Annotated in this window: 13 protein-coding genes; 1 reads left to right on the forward strand and 12 read right to left on the reverse strand. The window is 59.4% G+C overall.

Going from position 1 to position 25379, the window contains the following annotated elements; translation table 11 throughout:
- Positions 1-367: 367 nt before the first annotated feature.
- The 12 genes from I2E69_RS12075 to I2E69_RS12130 all read right to left on the reverse strand — a co-directional run bounded on the left by I2E69_RS12075 (position 368) and on the right by I2E69_RS12130 (position 22501).
- Positions 368-1150, reverse strand: a complete 783-nt coding sequence (locus I2E69_RS12075) for a class I SAM-dependent methyltransferase (protein ID WP_195461485.1) — start codon at positions 1148-1150, stop codon at positions 368-370.
- A 341-nt stretch (positions 1151-1491) separates the two neighbouring features.
- Positions 1492-1773 carry a zinc ribbon domain-containing protein gene (locus I2E69_RS12080; protein ID WP_195461486.1) on the reverse strand — a complete coding sequence of 94 codons (282 nt, stop codon included), beginning with the start codon at positions 1771-1773 and terminating at the stop codon, positions 1492-1494.
- Positions 1774-1978: 205 nt separating this feature from the next.
- Complete coding sequence (locus I2E69_RS12085) at positions 1979-3025, reverse strand: hypothetical protein (protein WP_195461487.1); 1047 nt, start codon at positions 3023-3025, stop codon at positions 1979-1981.
- 20 nt (positions 3026-3045) lie between these two features.
- On the reverse strand, positions 3046-4803 hold the full coding sequence (locus tag I2E69_RS12090; protein WP_195461488.1) for a RagB/SusD family nutrient uptake outer membrane protein: 1758 nt from the start codon (positions 4801-4803) through the stop codon (positions 3046-3048).
- 12 nt (positions 4804-4815) lie between these two features.
- Positions 4816-7707 carry a SusC/RagA family TonB-linked outer membrane protein gene (locus I2E69_RS12095; protein WP_195461489.1) on the reverse strand — a complete coding sequence of 964 codons (2892 nt, stop codon included), beginning with the start codon at positions 7705-7707 and terminating at the stop codon, positions 4816-4818.
- A gap of 13 nt (positions 7708-7720) precedes the next feature.
- On the reverse strand, positions 7721-9586 hold the full coding sequence (locus tag I2E69_RS12100) for a RagB/SusD family nutrient uptake outer membrane protein (protein WP_195461490.1): 1866 nt from the start codon (positions 9584-9586) through the stop codon (positions 7721-7723).
- A gap of 13 nt (positions 9587-9599) precedes the next feature.
- A complete protein-coding gene (locus tag I2E69_RS12105) occupies positions 9600-12791 on the reverse strand; it encodes a SusC/RagA family TonB-linked outer membrane protein (protein ID WP_195461491.1) in 3192 nt (1063 codons plus the stop codon).
- A gap of 86 nt (positions 12792-12877) precedes the next feature.
- Entirely contained in the window at positions 12878-14467 is a 1590-nt protein-coding gene (locus tag I2E69_RS12110) for a BACON domain-containing protein (protein ID WP_195461492.1), read from the reverse strand.
- 123 nt (positions 14468-14590) lie between these two features.
- Positions 14591-15688: a glycoside hydrolase family 105 protein gene (locus tag I2E69_RS12115; RefSeq protein ID WP_195461493.1), complete on the reverse strand. Its 1098-nt coding sequence runs from the start codon at positions 15686-15688 to the stop codon at positions 14591-14593.
- 25 nt (positions 15689-15713) lie between these two features.
- Positions 15714-17141 carry a BNR-4 repeat-containing protein gene (locus I2E69_RS12120; protein ID WP_195461494.1) on the reverse strand — a complete coding sequence of 476 codons (1428 nt, stop codon included), beginning with the start codon at positions 17139-17141 and terminating at the stop codon, positions 15714-15716.
- Positions 17142-17143: 2 nt separating this feature from the next.
- A complete protein-coding gene (locus I2E69_RS12125; protein WP_195461495.1) occupies positions 17144-18331 on the reverse strand; it encodes a glycoside hydrolase family 88 protein in 1188 nt (395 codons plus the stop codon).
- 111 nt (positions 18332-18442) lie between these two features.
- Positions 18443-22501 (reverse strand): hybrid sensor histidine kinase/response regulator transcription factor, encoded by a 4059-nt coding sequence (locus tag I2E69_RS12130; protein WP_195461496.1) that lies wholly within the window; start codon positions 22499-22501, stop codon positions 18443-18445.
- Between the two features lie 433 nt (positions 22502-22934).
- Between I2E69_RS12130 and I2E69_RS12135 the strand changes: the two genes are divergently transcribed.
- Positions 22935-25358: a BACON domain-containing protein gene (locus tag I2E69_RS12135; protein WP_195461497.1), complete on the forward strand. Its 2424-nt coding sequence runs from the start codon at positions 22935-22937 to the stop codon at positions 25356-25358.
- The last annotated feature ends 21 nt before the right edge of the window (positions 25359-25379 follow it).

Here is a 25379-nt window from a genome sequence, read left to right on the forward strand (position 1 = left end):
GGTACTGCGGTTTTCCCGTGGGAGAGTAGGTAGCCGCCTCTTCAAGGTCAGATCGAAAGGTCTGACCTTTTTTTATGCCCTACTTTGAGGTGCGGCCTTCCCTTGCTGAAAGGCTGCATTTCTTCAATCCCGCTCCTGTATCCAGGGCCGGGGTTTTTGGTGTTTACCGGAGGGAAGGGTGTCGCTACTTTGTTTCCCGATGCCGCGGCAAGAGCCGCCTAACGCCTCTGGAAGGATTGAGATCGTACAACGGCTTGGGATAAGATAGGCTCGAAGATGCTGCCTTGAATCTGTCGATTCCTCTGGATTCTGCTGCCTGATCTGTTATTTGTGAAAAAACCTCCCGGGAAGGAGGTTTTTGAGTTTTTTAGTGCTGTTTATCCCGGTTGGCTAAATATTCGTCGAGTGTGATGGGCGCTGGCCGTTTGTGGATCTTCTGCACGAGTTTTTCCCGGACGAGGTAGTAGCTGGCGCGAAGCGTGCGGTTTATTTCGACGATTCCCCCGCGTGGCGGGAAAATCTTCATGGTCATTTCCCGGTCCCATTTCCGGGTGAAGAAGCTGCTGTAATAGCCGTCTTCGGGATTTATGAGGTATTCGATCGATCCTTCCCATTCGATGCGATTGAGCATCAGGTTGGGCTCGGAGACATAGAGCATTTTGTATGGTAACGACTGGTAAGGCAGGTAGTTGAGAAAAACCTCGCCGTAGTTGTTGCGGTAGTTTCCCGGCATCTTCTCCTTTTCGTAGAATACGAGTTTGTTGTCGATAAGCAGGATTACCCAGCGGTGCGATTCTTTGGGGAACATCAACTCGCCGAGCATGCTCGGGGTCTCGATATATCCGCGTTTGCCGACCCGGACTATCTCCTCGATGAATCGGGCCGGATTGTCGGCGTGCTCGAGGACCTGGTTGCAGACCACATAGTCGAACGCATCTTTTTCGAACGGGAGTTGTTCGCCGTCGGCCTCGATGAATTGCTGGTGGGGGTAAATCAGGACCTTGCCGCAACGGTGGGTGTTGTCGTGTGGAAATTTGTCGGCTATCACATCGGAACGAAACATCGGATCGTGTCCGGGACCGATTTCGAGTACCTTATCCCTGCGCTTGATGCGGAGATCCTGGCGTCCCAATGGATGGCGGGTTATCATAGAGTGAGTTTGATGAGTGTCCTCGCAAATATAGGAAAAAACCGGCGTAAAAAATAAATCGGCCAAATATTTTCAGCCGATTTGTAAACGATTTTGTCCGAATTGTGAATCTGTTTCCGAAATTGTCGTGTAATGCTCTTTGTTCGTGAGGTTTATGACGCGATTGATCCTCGGAAAATTGCCTGGAATGCCGCGTTGATTTGCCTGCTTGGAGCCGATTTCACAAATGAAGAAGAGGGCGGGGGATCCGAAACCGAAAGCTTTCCTGTCGGACTGCTGTCTTTCCGGTTCTGTGGATGAACACTTCCCTTAAGAACTCCGGACCTAAGCCCGGGTTCTCATTATTTCCGCCATCGTTTGAGGCTCGGAAAAAACTGCTGCATGCCTGCAACCGCTTCTTCACGGGTGTAGCTGCTGCCGTCCTCGTGCTTGAACTCTTCGTAGAACTGTGCGCAATGCTGGATCATCTCCTCCATCGTGCAATCCTGCGTGAAGGCTCCGTCCTTGTAGCAATAGACGCAGTAATCGGCGCTTGCCGTTCCGTCAGCTTCCGTGCCGAAATCGGCTGCCGCCTGCAGCGGCATCCCGCAACACTGGCAAAAAATCATCTCATCCATCTTCATAGGCTTTTGTTTTGTATCCGCGGCAGACCGTTATTGCCGGGATCGGTTGTTTTTGTGCAGTCCGCCGAAAGGCGGCTCCGTTACAAAGATAACCAATTCCGGGACTCCGGAACTGTCCGGGACCTGAATTTGTTTTCGGCGGTACAAAAAACGACCTCCGGGAGGGGTATCCTGCCGAAGGTCGTTCTGTCCGGAAAATTCGAGATCAGTTGTAATTTTTCGGATTTTCGTCCTGCCATTCGTTCACGCCGTCGCGTATGCGGTTGCGAAAAGTCAGCGTATCCTTGACGACCGTGTAGGTGTTATCGCCGTTGGCGTACCGGTAGTGGAGGAATATTTTCCGGTTCTGGAGCAGCCTTGCCCGGTTGAAACTGCTGCCGAGGTCCTCGATGGGCTGTGCGGCGTCGGTCGTGGCGACCGTGACGTTGGCTCCGTCGAGCGTCAGCCGCAGCGACCCTTCCTGCGTCCCTTTGAAATTTGTCGTGAGGGCGTCGGGCGCTACGGTCGTGAGCGTGTAAACGCCGTGCGTACCTTCGTCGCTGGGAATCTTCGTGGGATATACCTCGGACGAAAGCACCGTGCCTGCGGCATCTACGACGGAGGTTGTGCCGCCGTGGTAATAGTTGCCGAAGAGCATGTTTTCGTAGCGTACGGCGATTACTTCGAACGATTTGGAGAGCAGGATCGTGTCGGCGTCGGCGCTCGTGATGCGGAATCCGAAGGCGTAGTAGGGTTTGTTGCTTGCCTGCGCGTCGGCGAGGAATGCCGCCGAATCGGCCTTGACGGTGATTGTTCCCGTATGACGGCCTCGTGAAACGGTCATTTTTTCCTCCTGGCTCACCCGGAAATATTCGCGCGGCAGGGGTGTCAGTTCCCGGATTCCGCTGGACTTGATCGCTTCGGTGACGTAGCTTTGGCTGACGTTTCCCGATGTCGATGCGCCGCTCATCACCTCGAAGGCGGTGAACGGCTCGGAGGGTTGCCCCAGTTCGTCCAGGCCGTTGTAATGCGCGAGGTTTCCGGTCACCAGTTCATCGTCCAGCAGGTAATAGACCGAACGGTCGCGGTCGTTCGACAGGACCCCGGCCAGCACCGAACCGATCTGGAATTTCATGCCTTCCCCGACCACGAACGTGCGCAGGTCGTATTGGTAGGCGATGTATACGCCGCTGTAATCGTAATCCTTGACGTATTTTTCGTAGCAGCCCGTGAGGACTGCGCTGGCCAGTAATGCAGCAAATATCTTTTTCATAAACAACATGTTTTTCGGATTTATTCCCAGTTGGACCATCCTTCGTTTTGGACGAGGCCTTTCATGCGGATCATCTCCGAGTAGGGAATGGGAACGTACAGCGAGGTGTAATTCCGCTTCTCGACTTCGGCGAACGACGTGCCCGAGCCCGTGATGACGGGTTTGCGGATCGTCTCGTTCAGTTCCGCGACGTTCGACGCCCAGCGGCGCAGGTCGTAGAAACGATGTCCTTCGAAACAGAGTTCGATGCGGCGTTCGTTGCGTACGAGAGTCTCGAAAGCCTCTTTGCCGGCCGCTGCGCATTCGTCGAGATAGGGGTCCGCCGTAGCTCCGACGCCCGGCGTTCCGTCGTTCGTGGGGCGGCTGCGCAGGTAGGCGATCGCCTGTTTGGGCGTGTAGCCGTAGAGGGGCGTTGTAGGGCCTGAAACCCGGTTGGCGGCCTCGGCGAAGGTCAGGCACATCTGTGTCCAGCGGAGGAAAAAGATCGACTTGGGCATCGTCTGGATCTTGTCGTCGGCTTTGTTCCAGCCCAGGTAGACGAATTTGCGGATGTAGTAGTTGGTCATCGTGTTGTTGACGCCGCCCGCTTCGTCGCGTCCGCCGACCTTTGTATCGAAGGTGTACATCACTTCGTTGTTCGTGATGCGCCGGACTTGGGCCCCGTTGTAGAAAATAGTGCTGTAAAACCGCGGGTCCCGGCCGATGTAGGGGTTCTGCGGGTCGTTGTCGGCCGACGGATGGCCCACCGGATAGCCGTTGGCGGCGGGAAAGGCGTCGACGAGGTTTTGTGTCGGACCCACGCCGCCCGAGCCGAGGAACCCGTCGGGATAGAACAGGTTTTCCATCGTGCTGCTTTTCGAATAGTCCGACGACCAGATGATCTCGGGGCTGTTCGGGTCGGTCCACGAGAACGATGCCGCCGGGTTGAATCCATGCGCACCGTCCTGGGTAAGTTTGAAATCCATCACTTCGGCAGCATAGCGGGCGGCCTGTTTCCAGCGCTCTTCGTCGTTCGAAGGGTTGAAGGCCGGAGACGCCCATTGCAGGTAGGTCATGGCTTTCATTGCTTTGACAGCCAGGCCGTCGAACCGGAGCCAGCGCACGGCTCCCTCGACGGCAATGTCCCCGGCCAGCCAGTCGCGGTTGGCCGCCGGGAGGTAGTAGAGCGCCGAGTCGCAGTCGCGCAGGATCTGCTCGACGCATTCGTCGTAGGAGGCGCGCGTGAAATCTCCGGCATCGGCATCGAAAACGTCGATCGGTTCGGTGACGATCGGGAATCCGAGCAGGCGCCCGTCCGTGCCCCTGCCGCCCCATTTGCGGAGCAGGTCCAGTTGATACCATGCCCGGAGCGCATAAGCATCGCCCTGCAGGGAGCGTTGTACGCGGAGGTTCTGTTCGTTGTCGATCATGTAGCGGGTGTTGAGCCCCAGGAACTTGTCGAGAAACTTGTTGGCGTACATGATGCCTTTGTAGTCGCGTATCCAGTAGGTTTTGAAGGGGTCGCTCGCCGGAGTGCCCGAACCGACGGCGAAACGCCGCATGGCGTTGGTCTGGGCGGTGATGACCACATCGTCGGTCGCCCCGTCGAGGTAGACGTATTCGCCGCCCGAATAGGACGTGGGCAGCAGGGCGTAGCTCTTTTCGACGAATCCCCGGATCATCGAGGGGTAGTCGAGCAGGTTCTGGTCGGTATAGTGGCCGTTCGGCAGCGGGTCGAGGAAATCGGAACAGCCCGCGAACGGCAGTGCGGCAAACAGGACGATCAGGAATCTTTTCATGGTCATGTTCGGTTAAAAGGTGAATTTGAATCCGGCGGTAAAGGTCCGGTAGAGCGGGTAGGTCGAGACGCCTGCATTGATATTCTCGGGGTCGACATCCTTGATGCCGCTGATCGTGCAGAGGTTTGCGCCGCGCAGGAAAATGCGCAGCCCCTTGACGGCGGATTGGCTGCGGAAGCGCACGTTATAGCCCAGTTCGATGTTCTGGATTTTGAAAAATCCGCCGTCGCGCAGCCAGAAGTCCGAACCCTGGAAGTTGTTCGTGGCCTTGATGTAGGTCAGGCGCGGGTAGTCGCCGCCGATGTTGTCGCGGACGAAATTCGAGATGCTGCCGGTGCTCCAGCCGTTCCAGAAATAGCGGTTGGTCATAGCCGTAACGTATCCGGCACGTCCGGTCCCGACGACGGTGAAATCGAAATTGCGGTAGCGCACGTTGATGCTCAGCGAGTAGTCCACCTTCGGCGAGGTGTTGCCGATCACGCGCGTGTCGTTGCTGTCGATCAGGTTGTCGCCGTTCAGGTCGGCGTATTTCAGGTCGCCTACTTCGACATTGTCGTCGAAAAGCTGCCGGGGCGAGGTCTCGATCTCTTCCCGGGAGGTGAATTTGCCCAGGCAGACATATCCGCGGTAGGCTCCGGTCATCGTGCCGGTTACCCGCTGGTAGTCGTAGACAACGTTTTCGTTGTAACGCAGGTACTTGCCCTTCGTGGTCGTAAGGCTTCCGCCGATGGTGTAATGCACGTCGCCGATCCGGTCCGACCAATAGAGCGCCGCCTCCCAGCCCTGGTAGCGGATGCGGTTGTAGTTCTCGTAGGTGTTGATGCCGTCCATGCCGTAGAGGGCGGGCAGCGTGCCGCTCATGTCGGTGATGATGCCGTCGCGCAGGGCGTTGTAATAGCTGGCCTCGACCGAAAGGCGGTTGCCGAACAGCATGGCGTCGATGCCCACGGTGACCTCCTTGCGTTTCTCCCACGTGAGGTCGGGGTTGCCCAGCCGCGAGATGGTGTTGACGTAGGACTGGTAACTGTTCGTCGAGCCGATCCACTGGTAGCCGGTGGTATAGGGGCCGAAGTTGATGCCTTTGCTCTTGACGTAGTAATCCTCGTAGAGCTCCTGCGACCCGAAGGTGTCGTGGCCGATGATTCCGGCCTGGCCGCGTAGTTTCAGGTAGTTAACCCATTTTACGTCCTGCATGAAACCCTCCTCGGAGATCACCCAACCCACTCCGAACGACGGGAAGGTCCCGTAGCGCTTGCCGCGCTGGAACATCGACGATCCGGCGTAGTTGACTACGGCCTGGAACAGGTATTTGTCGCGGAAGGCGTAGTCGAACGTCCCGATGAGCGTCTGCTGGCGTTCGCGGAAACTGTTGCCCGAGCGGTCCACCGATTCGAGGTAGTAGGTCGCCGATGCGCCGACGCGGTGGCTGTCGTTGTGGTATTCGTAGCTCAGTTTCTCATGGAGGTAGAGTCCCTGGTGGGTCCATTTTCCCATGTTCGACTTGCCCGATACCTGCGTGCCTTCGTGCGAGGTCTTGACGCTCTCGCCCGTAGCCGGGTCGTAGATTACGGCCGTGTAGTCGGGATTTTTACCGATGCGGGTCATGTTGAAGAGGTTCAGACCTACGTAGGACTGGAATTTCAGCCCTTTGACCAGCGACCCGAGGTCGTAGGTGAGCGTGGCGTTGACTACGCCCGAACGCCCGCGGTCGGTCGAGAATCCGTTTTCGGTCAGCGAGGCGTAGGGGTTGTTCGGGTAGGTCGAACTGACACCGTAAATGGTGTTGCCCGTCTCCTCGTCGCGCGAAACGACCAGCGGGAAGGCCAGCGCCGGAACCGTGAGGACTTCGCTGATGGCGTTTTCGAACTCGATCGTCGCGGAACTGCCGTAGCCGTAGCGGGGCTGGCGGCGGAAGGTAAGCCCTCCGGCAAACCCGAAGTCGATGTCGAGGTCTTTCGTGATGGCGGCTTTGAGGTAGGTGCGGACGTTGATGCGGTTGAAATCGGCTTTGCTCCCGACCTTGTAGATGTCGCCCTCGCCCGTATAGCCGATGTAACTGCTGTACTGGAGCTTCTGCGTGCCTCCGTCGATGGATACGTTGGCCTTGTAATAGGGCCTCGTGTCCGAAAACATCATGCTGCGGTAGTCGACGTTCGGATATTGCAGGTCGTTGGGGTCCTTGCGGGCATAGGCCGCGATCGCCTCGTCGGAGTAGAGCGGGGTATAGCCGCTGTTGATGCGCGCCTGGTTGTTGAGCCGGGCGTATTCGACGCCGTCGACCCATTCGGGAAACCGGTCGACGACGCTGACGCCGCTTTCGAACCCGAATTTGATGCTCCGGCCGTGGGTCAACCCGCGCTTGGTGGTGATGTTCAGGATGCCGTTTGCCGCCCGCGATCCGAACAGCGCCTTGTCGGCCACGTCGCGGATGAGCGTCATGCTTTCGATCTCCTCGGGATCGAGCTGCAACTGGGTCATGTAGACCGGCATACCGTCGACGACGTATACCGGGGAGAAGCTGCGCGTGTAGAGGACCGTGCGTGCCGTTCCTCCGGCATAGGTTACGCCGGGAATACCGGCTTGTTCGCGGACGGCGAGTCCGGCGATGACGCCCGTGAGCGAGTTGCGGAAATCGTTGGTCGGGTATTTGTCGATGTCCTGCTCGTAGTAGGTCGTGGCGTTGCCGGTCGCAACCGCCTTGCGGGTCGTACGGCCATAGGGCATGTCGAGTTTCTGGTAGATGCGCATTGCCCGGTCGGCCTTGACGATCGAGTCGGTCCGGAGTGCTTCCACGGTCGTTATGGCCTCGCCGGAATCCGGCCCGGCGTGGCGCGCTGCGCCGTAGGCCGTTGCTGCAAAGAGCAGCAACGCCGTGCCCATCAGGTATTTGTAGCTGTTTTTCATAGTCGGTCGGGGGCTACCAAAGTTCATTGTTGACGAAGTTTTGCATCTTGTTGGCCTCTTCGGTGGGGAACGGCAGGTAATACATGGCGTTCTTCCAGTTGGCCTGGCGGTTCGAGGGGATGCCCCGGCGGATGTAGCGGCGTCCCCGGGGGTATTCGGCCGAGACGGCTGTTTTCTCGATGTACATGCCCATCAGGGGCTGAGTCATCGTCTGCGGGGCGATCTTCCAGCGCCGGATGTCGTGGTAGTAGTGATGTCCTTCGAAGGCCAGTTCCACGCAGCGCTCATTGCGGATGCGCTCGCGCATCGACAGGGCGTCGCCCGTGAATTTGTCGAGTACGTCCGGCATTCCGGCCCGCGACCGGATTTTGTTGACAGCCTCCGTGGCCGTGAGGGCCAGGCCTCCCGCCGTACCGTTCGGGCCATAGGCTTCGTTGACCGCTTCGGCGTAGTTCAGGTAGAGTTCGGCCATGCGGATCAGCGGGTCGGTGTGCTGGTGGGCGGCCGAGGTTCCCAGCGCGCCGTTCCACAGCTTGTTGACGTAATAGCCCGTGTTGGAGTAGCCTTTCTGGTCGTTCGAACCCCAGGCAATGCCGAACGTGCGGGCGTTGTTGTTGAGCGACGAGGTGGGATAGGTTCCCGTGGCGGGGTCGTAGTGGATGTTGACGCCCGACGGGCATCCCGCCACGACGCTGCCGTCGTGGAGAATCGTCTTGTCCATGCGCGGGTCGCGGTTGGTGTAGGGGTCCTGTTCGTTGTAGTGGCCCGCGGCTGCGGCTGCAATGCGGTCGGTTTCGGTCAGGAGCGGATCGCCGTCGAGGGTTTCGAAGCGGTCGACGAAATTCTGCGTCGGGCAGTCGCCGCTGGCATTCGTGTAGTTCGAAACGGGGTAGCCGAAGCTGGCCGACCACGTGGAGGTGTTGATCTTGCTGCTGCCGTAGTTCCAGGCCCAGATGTGTTCGTTGGTGTATTTCGTGCCGTAGAAATTGCTGTTCCATTCCGCAAAGGGAACCAGGTCGTATCCGTATTGCCCGGCCAGGCGGATGGCTTCGGCGCAGGCTTCGGCGGCGTTCTGCCAGTCGCTCTGGCCGTGAAGGTTGTTCAGTTCGCTGGCGGCGTAAACCAGGCAGCGGGCCTTGAGGGCCTTGGCCGCCACGCCGTTGGGATAAGCCATGTCGCTGCTCGTGAGGTGTCCTTCCGAACCGGGCAGGGCGTCGCGGCGCACTTTCCCGGCGGCCACGAAGTAGTCGTAGGCGCGGTCGAGGTCCTCGGCGCAGCGGGCGTAGGTTTCCCAGGCCGAGAGGCGTGTCATGTCCCAACTGTCGTCGGCTTCGAGCGCTTTGTCGAGGTAGGGCATGCCGCCGAAGACGCGGCAGAGCGTGAAGTGGGCGAAAGCCCTGACGAAATAAGCCTGCCCGATGAGGTCGTCTTTGTCGATCTGCTTGGCGTTCTGCACCATGTCGATATTTTCGATACACTTGTTCGCGACGCGGATAATGCGGAACATCGAATAGGAGATCGGGCGGAGCGAGGTGCTGGTGGTCCACTCCGTAACGTTGGCGCCCAACGCTCCGGCCTTGATCTGCTGCGCGCGCAGCCAGCGTCCGCCGTCGCTCATGTCGGTCAGTGCGTACCACGTAAAGCGACGGGTGTTGAAGTCGATGTAGAGCGGATAACCTAATTTGATGTTGATGTTGTCGCCGCTGTCCTTCTGTCCCGTACGTCCTTCGTAGACGTTGTTGAAATAGGCCTTGAAGTTGTCCCAGGTCGAGAAGACCTGGTTCTCGTCGAGTCCGGTTTCGGGATCCATGTCGAGGTAATGGCAGCCCGGAGCGGAGAGCGTGCAGGCCAGCAGGAGGGATAGTATCAGTTTTTTCATATGCTTTCCGTTTTTAGAATCCGATTTTGACACCCAGTTTGACGCTGGTCATCTGCGGATAGAATCCCGAGGTGAAGGTCGTGCTCTGGGGATCGCCTTCGACCAGGCTGGAGAAGGAGAACAGGTTGGTCGCCGTGAGGTAGAGGCTCAGGCTGCGGAAACCCACACGCTGGCGGAGACGCTTGGCGTTGAACGTATAGGCGAAGTAGACCTCTTTCAGGGTCACATAGTCGGCCTTGCGCCATGTGCGGCCCGCAAGCATCATGTTGACCCCGGCGTCGCCGCTGCCGCCCGCCCACATATACATCGGGTGTCCCGACGTGCCGCCGTAAACCAGTGTGGCGTGGTTGGCGTCCCGGTTGTCCGGACGCCAGTAGTCGAGCTGCGATTTGGTAATGCGGTAATCGCCCTTGTTGAATTCGATTTCCCAGCTCTTGTTGTATTCGACCCACTTGCCGAAGTTGGCGTACCACAGCATGCTGAATTCGAATCCCTTGTAGTTGAACCCGGCGTTGAACGAGCAGATGGCCAGCGGGTACTGGCTGCCGGCGATGGCGTGCAGGTCCTTGTCCGAGAGTTGTCCGTCGGCCGAGTAGTCGAGGTATTTGTAGGCGCCGATGTTGACGAAGTTCCAGTCGGTCGTATAGGCGGGGTAGTTGTGGATGTCGTCGATGGATTCGTAGTAACCCGAGTCGACGATGTCTACGCCGCTGGTTTGTCCCTTGTAGGGTTTTCCGGCGGTTTTCTGGTAGTCGGGCGCATAGGGCGCATCCTCGTAGTTGGTGATGCGGTTTTCGTTGAGCGAGACCATTGCCGAGAGGTTGTAGCCGAATCCCGAAGCGGTTTTGTCGGCCCAGCCCAGTTCGATGTCGATGCCGTGTTTCTTCATGCTGCCGCGGTTTACCTCTTTGTAGGAGGTTCCCACCAGCATCGTAACGTTGGGCGAAACGAGCATGTTGGTACGTTTTTCGTCGAAAAGGTCGAGGTTCAGCGTCAGCCGGTTGTTCAGCCACCCCATTTCGATACCCAGATCGCGCTTGCGGGCCTCTTCCCACTGTGCGACGAGATTGGCCGCCGCGCTTTCGTAAATGTAGCCGTCGCTGCCGCTCGAATAGCTGCTGAAATAGAGCCAGCGCGAGTCGGAGCTGTCGCTGCCGACAAGGCCGTCCGAATAGCGGATTTTCAACTTCGACCACCAGGGCATGGCGCGTTTCCACCATCCTTCCTGCGACGGAACCCATCCCACGGCTACGGCGGGGAAGAATCCGTACCGGTTCTCGGGCGAGAACTGCTCCGATCCCGTGTATCCGAGGTTGCATTCGAACAGGTATTTGTGCTTGTAATCGTACGTTACGCGGCCCACGAGTCCCTGCGTGCGGTAGGGGAAGTTCGTGGTTTTGATGTTTTCGCGCTGGTTGAACAGGGCGAGCGCCGTGACGGTGTGGTCGCCGAACGTGCGGTTGTAATCCACCGCTCCCTCCCAGTAGAAGGTCGCGTAGTAGGTGTTCTCCATCGAACCCCGCGTCACGGAATAGGGAGTCTGTTCGTAGACGACCTCGCTGGCCGCGGAGTAAACCCACGGATTGCCTACCCCCGAGTCGTACCGGTCCCAGTCGATGTAGAACGTGGGATTGCTGTTGGCGGCCGTCTGCGAGATGCGCGAATAGTAGGTGCTCAGCGAAACGTTGGCTTTCAGCGAGAGTCCCTTGGTGATGAAGTCGAGTTTCTGTTCGAAATTGAGGTCGGTGTAGAGTTTGTTATCCGTAATCTGGTCGAACTCGCCCGTCGAGAGCGTCGTTCGGGCGTTCTTGAAGTAAGCCGTGCGGTGGCTCGAAATGCGGCCTCCCGTGGCGTCGGGATAGTCCGTGTCGGGAATCTCGTCCAGCACCCATGCCGGGAAATAGTCCGGGTACATCATCGGAGAGGCGGAATACATCATGTTGAAAAGTCCCGAGACACTCGATCCCGTGGGTTTATCGCGGATGCCCAGCACGCCGCCCACCTTGACCGACAGTTTGGTCGTTTTCGTCACGTCGAAATCGAGGTTCGAACGGTAGTTGATGCGGTCGTAACGGAAGTTGGCGTTGCTCCATTCGGAGAAATCCTTGAAGATCGAACCCTCGTGGGTGTATCCCAGCGAGAGGAAGTATTTGACGCGCTCGGAGCCTCCCGAGACGTTGTAGTTGGCATTGATCGTCTGGGCGCAGTTGCGCATGACGATGTCGAACCAGTCGTTGTCGGGATAACGGATCGTGTTGAGCCGCGACGAAGGCCGGGCGTATTCGTCGATCTGCGACTGGGGGATCAGCGAGCCGTAGCTCTGGGCGTTTTTCAGCGCCACGTTGAGCAGCGAGGCCGTCTGCGCCGAACTGATGTGGTCGGGAATTTTCGTCGGGAAGTCGAGACCGTAGGAGAGCGATACGTTCATGCGCGGCTTGCCCGTCTTTCCCGTACGGGAGGTCACGATGATGACGCCGTTGGCTCCTTTGGCGCCGAATACGGCAGTCGCCGAAGCGTCTTTCAGCACCGAGATCGACGCCACCTCGTTGGGGTCGAGGTCCGTGAAACTGCGTTCCACGCCGTCGACGAGCACCAGCGGCGCCGAACCGTTCCAGCTCGATACGCCGCGGACGAAGATATTCGCGTCGTTGTTGCCCGGCTGGCCGCTCGCCTGGATGGTCGTCACGCCCGAGAGTTTACCCGTAATGGCGTTGGTGATGTTGGTCGTGCCGGAATTGACGAGCTGTTCGTTGTTCACCTGAGAGATGGCGCCCAGCACGCTCTCCTTCTTCTGCACGCCGTAGCCCACGATGACTACGTCTTCGACCTTGTGGGCCTCCTCGGCGAGCGTCACCTTCAGGGGCGAGGTGTCGACGACGGCGATTTCCCGCGCCTGGTAGCCCAGGAACGAAATATGGAGTACGGCGCCTTTGCGGACGCGGAGCGAGAATGCTCCCTGTCCGTCGGTGATCGTGCCGCCGGCGGTTCCTCCTTTTATCGTGACCGCTGCGCCTGCGATCGCTGCGCCGTTGGTGTCGACGACACGCCCTTTGGCCTGAATCGTCGGTTGCTGCGCCTCGGCAGCCTGTTCCCTGGCGGCAACCGGTCCTGCCGCGACTGCGAACAGCAGCATCAACAGCGTCGCGCCCAGGCAGCGAAGCCTGGCGGACGTTATTGAAAACGGGTTGAGGTAGATTTTTTCCATGTATGAAGTTTATTTAGGTTCGGGGATGTGGCTGCGGGCCGCCGGCCGGTACGAAGGCCGGCCGGCAGTCCCTGCGGCTCGGTTTTTCAGGGGTCGATCCGGTAGAAGGCGATGGCGTCGAGTTCGCCCGTCGACCATTGGCGCAGGCGGATCGTTCCGGCGCTGCCCGGTTTGGCCAGCAGCGCCTTACCGTCCGTGCGGCAGGCTCCTGCGGCGCAGCGGAGGCGTATGCGGACATTGCCGTCGGCGATGGGCTGGGCGAAGGTGATGGTCTCATTGATGTCGATCACTTCGTTGGCCTTCACGAGTTCGAAGCCCGCCGTCACCGTCGTATTGTCGACCGGGAAGATGAATTCCTGCGTGCGGGAGGCTTTCCATTCCCCTTCGTCGAAATAATCGATCGACCAGTATTTGGGCGCTGTTCCCGTTCCGCTCAGACCGCAGCGGAAATTGACCGACGTTCCGGCCGCGAAGTCCTTGACCGGGATGACGAACTCCATATTGTCTCCGGTCCAGATCTGCTGGATGGCGTAATGTCCGTTCCCGTCGCTGCTGATGATGAATTTAGTCGTATAGTCGGGTGTTTCGGCGACGTGGTTCCACTGTCCGTAAGCCGTCGTTCCGACAGGCTGGTCCGGAAGGATTTTTCCGCTTGCCGGCCAGTCGGCGTTGACGGTTTTCAGCGTTTCGTCGGTGAGCGTCCACCAGGCCAGCAGGAGGTTGCCTTTCGCCTCCTGTGAAACCGCGATCACGACATCTTCCAGCGCCGGGTCGTCGGCATGGATGGTCAGCGTGCCGTTGCGCGCCGCGCCGCCGTTCGGTTCTGCCGTAAGCGTCACTTCTGCCGGGGCCGCGGATGCTGCGCCCTCGGCGGGCGATACGGTGAGCCAGTCGAGGTCTGTTTTGGTGACGGTCCAGTTGCGGTTGCTCTGGATATGCAGGGTCGTGGGAGTTTCCGGTGCATTGGCGAAGGCGAGTTCGTTCTCTTCGGCTCCCGTGACCACGAGCATCGGCTCGTCGCGGTAGGCCGTCTGGCGGACCGTTACGACGACCGGTTCCATGCCTGCGGCGCGGAACGAAACGGAACCTTCGCGGGCGTCGCCGCCGTTGGCCGTCGGGGTCACGGTGATCGTGGCTTCCTGTTTGCGCGAGCCGGACAGCGGGGCGACTTCGGCCCAGCCGAGGTCCTGTTTGTCGGCCGTCCAGTCGACATTGCTGTACAGCTTGAAGGTGACGGGCTGGATGTCGGTGAATTCGAACGCCAGCGTGTTGTCCGTGAGTCCGCTCAGGGTGATGGTCGGCGTGATGGGATAGGCGTCCTGCGTTACGGTTACTGTTTGCACGCAGGCTCCGGCGTAGATGGTCAGTTCCCCGCTGCGTTCCAGGTCGTCGTTCGCTTCGGCCGAGAGACGGATCGTCGCCGGGAGTTTCGAGCCGCCGTTCATCTGCGATACGGTGAGCCAGTCGAGGCCGCTTTTGGCGATCGACCACGTTTTGTTCGATACGATGGTGAATGTGATGTTCTCCTCGGCGTCGCAGGTGAATCTCACCCTGTCGTCCAGTCCGCTGACCTCCACCCGGTCGGCGGCTTCGGTGGCGGGGTCCGAGGAGCAGGACGCCGCAACGACTCCCGACAGCAGGAGCATTGCCGCGCATGCAATTTTTAAGGTCGTCATTCTGATGGTTGTTTAGGTTCGGTGGTCAAAAGTATCTCAAAGCATCCGATTCGTTTTTCACGAGTGTCTTTGTTTTTTGTCGCAAAGTCGCATCCGGCTCTGCACAGGGCATGCAGTGCGGAATTACATTTTCACGATCTCCGAAGCCGCCATCAGGAAGGCTCCGACGCCGTAAACTTCGGTCATGTCGCGTGTCGCCGAAGCGGGCGATCCGCCGATCGGCTGCACGTATTCGAGGCGTCCGTCGCTGCGCACGTGGGAGCAGAGCGCTTTCCAGCCTTTGCGTGCGGCTTTCCGGTAGGTGCTTCCGGTCAGGATGCCGCGGTTTACGCCCCATGCCAGTCCGTAGGTGAAGAATCCCGAGGCGCTGTTTTCAGGCATCGGATAGGTTTCGGGATCGAGCATGCTGGGATGCCATGAACCTTTCCGGTCCTGGCAGGCCACGACCGATTCGGACATTTCGACGAAAAGCCGCCGGTAGTACCCGTACATCGGATCGGTTTCGGGGACGGTTTCGAGCAGGATTGCCAGCGCTGCGTAGCACCAGCCGTTGCCGCGGCTCCAGAAGACCTTCTCGCCGTTCTTTTCCCGCTTGGGGATGAACCGGGCGTCGCGGTAGTAGAGCCGCTCGGCGGGGTCGTAGAGCGCTGCCGTCGAAGCATAGAATTCGCTGTTCATGAATTGCAGGTACTTCGGGTCGCCCGTGATTTGGGTCAGCAGGGCATAAACCGGCGGGGCCATGAACAGCGCGTCGCACCAGCTCCAGCGTTTCGACCCGTTCTTGGCTTTGATGTGTAGTTTGGTCTTCGCCGGGAACGCAATGACCGAATCGGCCCGCTGGAGGACGGGACGGAGCATTGCCGTGTCGCCGTAGCGCTGGTAGAGCATCAGGTAAGCCTGCCCGACGCAGATGTCGTCGGCGTGGTACTGCCGCCGTCCCATACACCAGTCGTTGCGGCGGCCGATGCCGAGTACGAACTCTTCGCAGGGTTTGTAACCCGACGTTTCGGCCCAGACGACCATTCCGCGGTAGAGGGCGCCGTTGGCCCAGTGCTGGTCGCTGCGCCGGTCGCCTTTCGAAAGGTAACGGCCGAAGTTGTCGATCTGCCATTGCGCTACGCGGTTGGCGATCTGCGTGTCGCGTTTCCCGGCTTCGGCGCTGGCCGGGGCGCCGAGGATTGCCGCCGTGAGCAGCAGGAACGTGATAAGTCGTTTATACATGGTGTGTCGTATTGGAATGGGTTGTCTAATTGCGGGGTTTGCCGCCGGGAACGGGCTCGGGTTTCTGCCACTCGGCCTTCATGGTGTAAGGCATGCGGAAAACATCGCCTTTGTCGTTGCAGAAATAGAGGTACGAGATGCTCAGGCTGTCGGGATTGCCGTCGGCCCAGAACGCATAGAATTTCCGGTCGGCGTTGAGCGGCCGGCGGGCATAGCCGTGGTTGCGCGGGCTGTCGTGGGTCAGCGTACGGACGCGTTCCCACGTTTGGCCCTTGTCGCGGCTGCGCCACATGACCATCTCGCCGCCCGTGCCCCAGTACTGGGGGCCTGCGTCGGTCGGTGCGACGACGGTCCATACGTCGTTGCGGTCGATCCAGAGGCTGCCGCTGTCGTAGCAGTGCGTCGAGGTGGTGATCTTGCTGTAAACCCATTCGCGGCCGTTCCAGTGGACGGTGTGCCATTGGCGGATGCCGCCGTCGGGGCCTGTCAGGTGGTTGTCGCTCGTCAGGTAGAGGATCACGGGCTGTCCGTCCGTTCCGAAATTGATGTCCTTGATGTAGCAGTTGCGCTGTTCCGACTGGTAGTCGTGTACGAGTGCATTGTTTTTCGACCGCGTGATCGGCAGTTCCACCGGTTTCCCGTCGATCGTCGTCCAACTCCGGCCCCAATCCTCCGACTGGATATAATAGATATTGGTGCGGGTGTCGACACTGCCGTTGATGTGGCGGTTGAAGCAGCACATCAACTTGTCGCCGCAGAGGTTCGAGAACTGGTAGTGTCCCGATTTGGTCTCGCCCTCGTCGATGATCGAGGCGATCTGCCGGTAGTCGGACCATTTGCGGCCGTTGGGGCTGCTCTGGTAGAACAACTGCCGCACGCCGTCGTAACGGGTGAAGAAGAGGAAGAATCCCTTTTCGGGGTGGTAATGCACCTGCGGGTAAGTCATGATGCTTTCGTTGACATACTCGAATTCGGAGATGTCATAGGGCTTTTTGCTGCGATAGCGGATGCCGGGGCGCTTGTTGGCCCGGCCGGCGACGAATACCCAGATGTATCCTTCCCGGTCGATCTGGATCGTGGGATCGTCGTGGGGGTCGCAAACGCCGTCCACCCCTTTGTCGAAGACCACGACCGGACGGCGCAGCATTCCGGTCTTATGGTCGTAGCAGCCCGCCATGCAGAGCAGGTATTTCTGCTCCTCGGAGGGTGTGCCGCCGTAGACGAAGAAGGTCTTGTCGACCTGGGGCGCATAGACCGCCATCGGGATGTGTTTCATCGTGTAGGTTCCCAGTCCGCCCGAATATTTGGCTCCGTAGGCCGAACGGGCCTGTCCGATCGTGAACCAGATGCCGCGGTATCCGTCGGCGGTTTGATTGTCCATTGATGTGTGTTCCTGCGCTCCCGCGGCCCATACCGTGAGAACGAGTGCCAGTGACGCTAAAATCTTTTTCATGGTTATTTCTGTGTTTTGTAGTTTTTAAGCCGGAGCAAAGCTTCGAGGAAATAATAGTCGCCGTAGATGATCGGCACGTCGACCTGCGAACCCGAGGGTTTCGACCCTACGCTGTGGTCGATCAGAAAGCCGCACTTCTTCCCGGCGGGAATCAGGTAACGGTCCGAAGCGAGCGACGTGAGGATTTTCCGGGCGGTCCCGTAATAGGATTTTTCCTTTCCGGGGGCGTATTTGGCCAGTTCGAGCAGGGCCGAAGCGGTGATGGCTGCTGCCGAAGCGTCGCGTGGTTCGTCGGGAATCCCGGGGGCGTCGTAGTCCCAGTAAGGCACGAGGTCTTCGGGCAGGCGGGGATGGTTGATGAAATATTCGGCGCATTTCACCGCGCGGTCCAGGTAGCGCGGATCGCCCGTTTCGCGGTAACACATCGTAAAGCCGTAGAGCGCCCAGCTCTGACCGCGCGACCAGGCCGACGCGGCCGAATAACCCTGTCCGCCGCGCTGTCCGGTGACACGTCCCGTTCCGGCGTCGTAACAGACGATGTGGAAACAACTGTTGTCCGGGCGGAAGTGGTTTTTGAGCGTGTTGTCGGCATGGCAAACGGCGATGTCGTAGTAGCGCTTGTCGCCGGTGAGTTTCGAGACCGTGAACAGCATTTCGAGGTTCATCATGTTGTCGATGATGACCCGGTAGGGATTCGGGTCGCCGTTTTTGTTGTCCCACGAACGGATCAGCCCGACGGCCGGGCTGAAGCGGGTGAGCAGGGCGTCGGAAGCGTCGATCAGCAGTTGCCTGTACGCCTTCTCTCCCGTCAGCCGGTAGGCTGCGGCGCAGGGACAGCCCACCATGAACCCCAGGTCGTGGGTTTTGGTGTAGCGGCGCAGCGTGTCGAGGGGCGCCGTTCGGCGGCGGGCCATGTCGAGCCATTTCGGGTCGCGGGTATATTCATAAAGGAACCAGATATTTGCCGGGAAGAATCCGCTGATCCAGCCCCTCGCCGAATTGGTCTTGATCGTTCCGTCCGTATTCCACGAAGCCGGGAACAGGTCGGGCGAGGTGAGCAGCGAGTCCAGCAGGGCGGTCTGCCGTTCGGCGCGGGCGAAGGATTTGCGGACGATGCGCTGCGCTGCGGCATCTCCTGCGATGAATGCGAGCAGGCAAAAGGTCAGTACGAGTCGAAGCGTTTGTTTCATGTTTTTGGGGGTTGGTTTTGTCAATGCAAAGGTATTCCGGCGGCGTTTAAACCTTCGGTACGGCAGTCTTAAAAATATGTCCGAGAATCTCAATCGGCCCTCCGGGAGGGGTCAGACCCCCCCCCGCGTCGCGTAATCTTTCGGCGTAATACCGAAATGCTGTTTGAAGCAGCGCGAGAAATGCGACTGCGAACTGAATCCCAGCAGGTCGGCCACTTCGTTGAGGCGGTAGTCCCGGCTGCGGATCATTTCGGCCGCCCGGTTGAGGCGGTAGATCAGGATGAAATTGTTCGGTGTGACACCCGTCAGCGACTTGATCTTGCGGAAGAAGCTGGCGCGGCTCATGCACATCTCACTGCTGAGGGCATTGATGTTGAGTGTGCTGTCCGAAATGTTGTTGTCGATCAGTTGGCGCAGTTTGTCCACGAAGGCCCGGTCGGCGGCCGAGAGTTTCACCTCCTCGGTTTCTGCCCCGTCGGACGTTTCCCCCGATTCGGAAAGAATCATGTCGCGCAGTTTGCTGCGCGTAGTCAGCAGGTTGTCGACCACGGTTTGCAGCAATTCGGGGTTGAACGGCTTGGTCATATACACGTCGGCGCCCTCCTGGTAACCGACGATTTTGTCCTGGTCGGTGACTTTCGCCGTGAGGATCACGACGGGAATATGGCTCAGCACTACGTCGTTCTTGACCTTGCGGCAGAGTCCGTATCCGTCCATCTTCGACATCAGGACATCGGTGATTACCACGTCGGGCATTTCGGCGTTGATCAGGTCGAACCCGTCGACGCCGTTGTCGGCAACGAAAACATCGAACCGCGGGGCAAAGATCGAGCGGCAGTAGAGTTGCAGTTGCGGATTGTCTTCGACGAGGACGATTTTCGGCCGCGATTCCGAATGACCCCCCCCCAGCCTTCCGGGCAGTTCGTCGCCGGAGAATATTTCCCGGGCAGCGGCCGCCGTCATGCCGTCGATGAATTCGGCGGAAACGGTGGGCTCGCCGACGAGGTCGTACAGCGTTTCGTCGACCGGGATCGCGAAGGTGAAACACATGCCGCCTTCGGGCCGCACTTCGGCTGCGATGCTGCCTTTGTGTACCAGCAGCAGTTGTTTGACATAATGCAGGCCGATGCCGGTTCCGGTTGTGTTGCGTTCACTCTGGGTCAGGCGTTTGTAACGTTCGAAAATACGCCCTACGTCCTCCTGGCTCATGCCGATACCGTCGTCGGTGACGCTGACGACGAGGTAGCGGGACGATGCGGCCGCTCCCGCGAGTTTTTCGGGGAGCGAGTCCGTGAGTGTCAGCGCAACGTCGACGTGACCGTGTTCGGGTGTATATTTCAGGGCGTTGGAGACGAGGTTCGAAAGGATTTTGCTGAATTTGTCGGCATCGACGGCGACGACCATCCGTCCCGGCGGTACGCTCGTCGTTTGCAGGTCGATGTTCTTTTCCCGGGCGAGGCAGGCGAAGCCGTCCGTCAGTCGGTTGACGTAGGGTATGATATCCTGCCGGCAGACCGACAGCGGGAGGGTGTCGTTTTCGATGCGGCTCAGGCTGAGGGTCTGGTCGATCAGTTTGAGCAACTGCTGGATGTTGTAGTTGATCAGGTTGACCAGTTCGCGCGAGCGTTTTTCATCGGTGATGCCCGGCAGCATGTTTACCGGACCGTAGATCAGCGAGAGCGGCGTGCGCAGTTCGTGGGATATGTTGGTGAAGAAGTCGATCTTCATGTTGGTGAGTGCCTTTTCGCGTTCCAGCTCCGTGCGGGCCAGTTCGAGCTCCATTTTTTGCAGCCGGCGGCGCAGGTAAAGCCGGTTGGCAAACCAGGCGGCTCCGCCTGCCGCGGCGATGTAGAACAGGAAGGCATACCACGTCAGCCACGGTGAAGGCTTGATGACGATTTCCAGCCGCTGCGGCTCTTCGTTCCAGAATCCGTCGGGGTTCTGGGCCTTCAGTTCGAAGGTGTAGTGCCCGGCGGGCAGGTGTGCGTAGTTGGCGCTGCGGCGGTTTTCGACATAATTCCACTCCTCGTCGATCTCGCCGCCGTAGAGCCGGTAGGCGTAGCTGACCTTCTCCGGCGAAAGGAACGTCACGGCTTCGTAGTTGATGTCGATGTTGCGCTGTTTGTGGTTGAGGACGATGCGTTTGGTGTCGTTCAGCGGTTTGGTGAGGACTTTGCCTTCCGAGGGGTGCTGGACGATGCTGTTGATCCTGATTTCGGTCAGTACCAGCGGCACGGGCGACTTGGTGATTTTGGGGATGACGCGGCCCGGCGCGAACTGCGCCAGTCCGGTGTTGCCGCCGAAGTAGATCATCGCCGACGTGTTGAGCGAACAGTGGGGGTAGAACTGCTGGGTCTGGAGCCTGTCGGACTGGAAGTAGGTGGTGACCCGCTCCGTCGAGGCCGTGATGAGCGAAAGTCCGTAGGAGGTGGCGACCCAGGTGTTGCCCTGGGGGTCCTGTGTAATGCCGGCGATCTCGTTGCTCGCGAATCCGTCCCGGAGCGTGTAGCTTCGGAATCCCTGCTGCGGGTGGTAGCGCAGCAGTCCTACCGAGCGCGTACCGATCCAGAGCGAACCGTCTTTGCCGCAATAGAGGCAGGTGGGGCGGCGCAGGGCTGTGGCGATCATGCTGTCGGCCGTTTCGATACAGGGCCGGGCGTCGAATTGCCGGGTATCGACGGTGTAGATACCCTGTCCGGACACGGCGGCCAGCATCGTGGAGTCGTCGAGCCGCACGACATCCTGCACGTCGCACTCTTTGAACCCGGCTTCCTGTAGCCGGGTCCCTTCCCAGAAGACGAGTCCCGAACGCGTGGCGGCCCATACCCTCCGGCGGGCGTCTTCGCAGAATCGGTTGACAAGGACCCGGTCGGGCAGCAGCGTGTGGCTGCGGATGTTTACGAGTTCTGTGGTGCACACCGCGATCCGGTCGTCGATGTTGGCCCACAGCCGCCCGGATGAGTCGTAATGGAGCGCCGTGATGCCGTTGCTTCCGAGTTGCTGCATGAGCGGGCTGTTCTCCGTCGTATGCCACCGTGTTGCGTATTCCCGGTTGTTGTAGCCCAGCAGGCCTTTGTAGTGGCTGCCGATCCAGAGTGTCCCGTTTTCCCCGATCGTGATGGCGTTGATGTATTTGCCCAGCGTCTGCTTGCCGAGGCGCGCCATCTGCGAGAAGTTCTTTTTGTAGGCAAAGCGCACCGAATATCCGCGGTCGGCCGTACCGACCCAGACGTTTCCTTCGCGGTCGCAGAACCCGCAACTGAAATCGCTCGTATAGTTGAGTTTGTAGAACCGGTTTACGACGTTGTGGTCGAAGACGTGGTTCGAAAGGTCGATTGCATGGAGGTTGTCGCCCTGTGTGCCGATGTAAATGGTGGCGTCGTCCGCCGGGGTCAGCATCGTGACGTTGAATTCGGCTGCATGGGACAGACACCGCAGCAGCCGGGGGTCGGTCGTGGGGCGTCCTGTCGCGGGGTCGAGGACTACGATGCCCTGTTCCGTGCCGAACCAGATACGGCCTTGTCGGTCGCAGCATCCGCAACGGAACTTTGCCGGGCGTGCGAGGACCACCGAGTCGCAGAGGCCCAGTTTCCGGTCGTATTTGAAGACGTTCTGTCCATCGGCGCTTCCGCCCCAGAAATAACCCTGCAGGTCGGCTTCCAGCACCAGGGGACGGTGGTAAGGCGAATCCTTCCGGGCCAGTATCGTGCGGCTGGCGGCGTCGAAGAGCACCATGCCCGCAGGTCCCGAACAGACGATCTGCGGACCGCTGCGGGTGATGTGGTGCAGTCCGCGTTCCGTCAGCAGGCGCTCGAAGTTGTCGTACAGCGGGTTGTAGATGCAGATGCCGCCTGCTGTGGCGATCCAGAGCGTGCCGTCGTCGTCGGTGCGGATGTCGTGGACCCGGTTGGCGGGGAGCGATGCCGGATCGTCCGGCTCGCTCTGGTAGTAATAATAGGTCTGTCCGTTGTAGCGGCAAAGTCCGTTGTCGGTTGCGATCCAGATGTAGCCGACCTTGTCCTGCGCAAAATTGCGAATCGTCAGGTTCGGCAGGTGTTGTACAGCCTGCGGGTCTGCGGAGACGCCCCCGCAAATGCAGAGAAGCAGCGCCAGCAGGAGCAGGCGTCCGCTGGTCGGGGCAGGTATCTTGTCGGATAGGTGTCGGTTCATGGGGCCAGTAGCTTGGGAAGGGCTATAACAAATGTAGGGACTTTTTCGGGTATAAATGGTATACTGAAGTTGTTATTTTCCGATGTCGGACCGTGTGTCGTAAAACCGGGGAGCGCCGCGATTCCGGCAGTTTGGAGCTTCGTACAAAGAAAGGTATTCCCCGGGGTTTATTTTTGTCTGCCCGTGTCAAAATTTTGTCTTTCCGTTCAGGCGTAGTCGGCCGCGGCGCCGGGGTGTATGTCCGCGGTATTAGTGAAAAACCGGCTCCGGACGGCGTTGTACCCCCGATAAAGGCGTACGCATGTGGCCCTTTCGGTAGTCCCGGAGAGGATCGCGGGCGGCTTTCCGGGTCCTTTGCGCAGGCTTGCCGATGCCGCATTTTAATTTTATTTTTGCTCGGAACAACAACCTAAATTCTACAATTCAACGCATTATGAACCCCTTCAAATTTAACCTTTTCACCGCTTTGTTTCCGGTTTTTGCACCGATCCTCTTCGGGGCCTGTTCCGGAGACGACGGGATTGCGCCCGAAGCCGACGAACTGCGTGTTTCGGGAGTCGAACAGGAGTTCACCATTGCAGCTTCGGATGTGGCGCAAATCTCCTTCACGGTCGAAAGCAACCGGGCGTGGGAACTCGTGAAGTCCGGTCTGGAATGGGCTGAAGTCAGCCCTGCCAGCGGAGCAGCAGGCATTCCGGTGCAGGTGAAGATTACTCCTTATTCCAATATCGGCGACCTGCGTACGGGCACAATCGCCGTCCGAGCCGGATCGCAGGAGCACACCATTACGATTCATCAGCAGCCCTCGTCCGACAGCCCTTCGATCGTCATCGAAGGACTGACCGACGGGAGCATCGTCTACGATGCCGAGGGTATGCCTCAGAGTTTTCGGGTCAACGCCAATGTAGCCTGGGAAGCCGTGACGGAGAATCTCGACTGGCTTACCGTCGCACCTTCGAAAGGCAGCGGCGGTACGACCGTGCGCGTCGTAGTCACTCCCGAAGAGAATGACGGCCCGGAACGGAGCGGCACGCTGATCATCAAAGCCGCCGCCGCCGAACGGCGCATCCCCGTCAGCCAGCAGCACAAACCGCAGAGCCCTGTTATCGCTATCGACGGATTGGCCGATAATTACGTGCGCCTTACTGCCGGAGACGCTCCGGTCCGTTTCCGCGTGAAATCCAACTATGCCTGGACCGTCGACCGTACGGGTAGCCCCGACTGGATTGCGATCACACCCGATGGGGGTGCGGCGGGCGAGACGGTGACCGTCGAGGTGAAACCCGGATCCAATACGGGTGATTCGCGCAAGGGGCGTTTCTCGATCACCGCCGTCGGGATAGAAGGCGCTGCCACCGAGACGTTGTCCGTCGTGCAGGCTCCTGCGGCGGGCTGCGGCTGGGTGCTTTTCGAAGATGATTTCGCGTGGGCGACGACGCCTACGGATGCGATGTTCAACGTCGCTGCGATGGATCAGGGCGCTGGAATACTCCTCACCAACCTCTATCCTCCGGTGTCGAGCGTGATAACCGACCCGCTCGGTACGGGTTGCGAGATCATGCGGGGATACACGCGCGGCGGATGCCTGAAATTCGGCACGGCGAATTCGCTGGGTCGCTTCACGACCCCTGTATTCGCCGAAATCGAGACGAAAATGGACCTGACGGTAACCTTCCGGGCGCTGACCATGCGCGATTACGAGGCTGTGCTGGAAGTCTATTGTGACCAGGGAACGTACGATGCGATGGATTTCAAACGGGTCCCCGTGGGCCGCAAGTGGGCCGAAGATCCGTTTCAGGATTGGTACGACGTAACGCTGAACATTACGGGCGCCACGCGCGGCTGCCGCCTGCACATCCGTTCGGAGAGCGAGACCGACTGCTGCTGGTATCTGGACGACGTACGGGTCACCTCCCTGCGCAGCGATGCCGTGCCGGGCATCGTCATGGAACCGACGCGACAGATTATTTGCGTGACCCGAAGTGCCGCGGCAGCTTCCGACGGTACGTTCGAGATAGACGTGAACTGCAATACGGAAGTTTCGGTGGAGATGCCGTCGTGGGTTTCGCAACTCTCTGCAACTTCCGTCGCCTTCGGGTCGGGACAGCGTGTTACCTATAAATTCCGGGCTTCGGAAAACACCACGGGTGAAAAGCGTGTGGGCCTTGTTCGGTTCTTCAATGCCGCCGAGGGGCTTTCTTCCGAAGCCGAGGTGGTGCAGGCCGTGCACGGTCAGTCGGTTACCCGGGTTCAGTGGTGGCTGGGGGCCGATTACCTCTCCGACTACGAATCGACCTGGGTGTCGGAGCACCATGTCGCCGCCGAGCGCGGAGGCTCTTCCGCTCGTCTCTCCTATGTCGCGGGCGGCGTCTCGGAGACCAGTCCGAAATGGACGTTAACCGGTAAGGCGCCCGTGTCGTGTCCCAATGTCACCTATGCTTGGACCGGCGATTACTGGCTCTTCGAAGCGCCGCTCGACGGCCTTACGGCCGGGGTGCGCGTGAAGCTTGACTTCGTCATGATCTTCGGGAACAAGTGTCCCAAATACTGGATGCTCGAATACGAGGACGGCGGCGCCTGGAAACCCGCCCGGAGCGTCGAAACCGCTGTGGTCGAGGACGGTTCGGAACTCTCCTACAATATGGCTTTCGTACAGGACGCGTACAGCGTCGTTTCCCAGGACGTTGCGCTCTCTGCCCCGGCGCCGGACGGCGTGGCACGTTTCCGCATGCGCTGCATGTCGGGAATCATGACGCAGGGAGCCGCGGCGAGCAAACCCCAGAATACGGGCATGCGTATTGTCAATGTCGACGGCGACGGAACGGAACGCCAGCCTTCGGTATCGCTCATGGAGTAATTTCAACGAAAAATGCACATT

Source organism: Alistipes sp. D31t1_170403_E11 (genome assembly GCF_015553985.1).
Lineage (GTDB): Bacteria > Bacteroidota > Bacteroidia > Bacteroidales > Rikenellaceae > Alistipes > Alistipes montrealensis.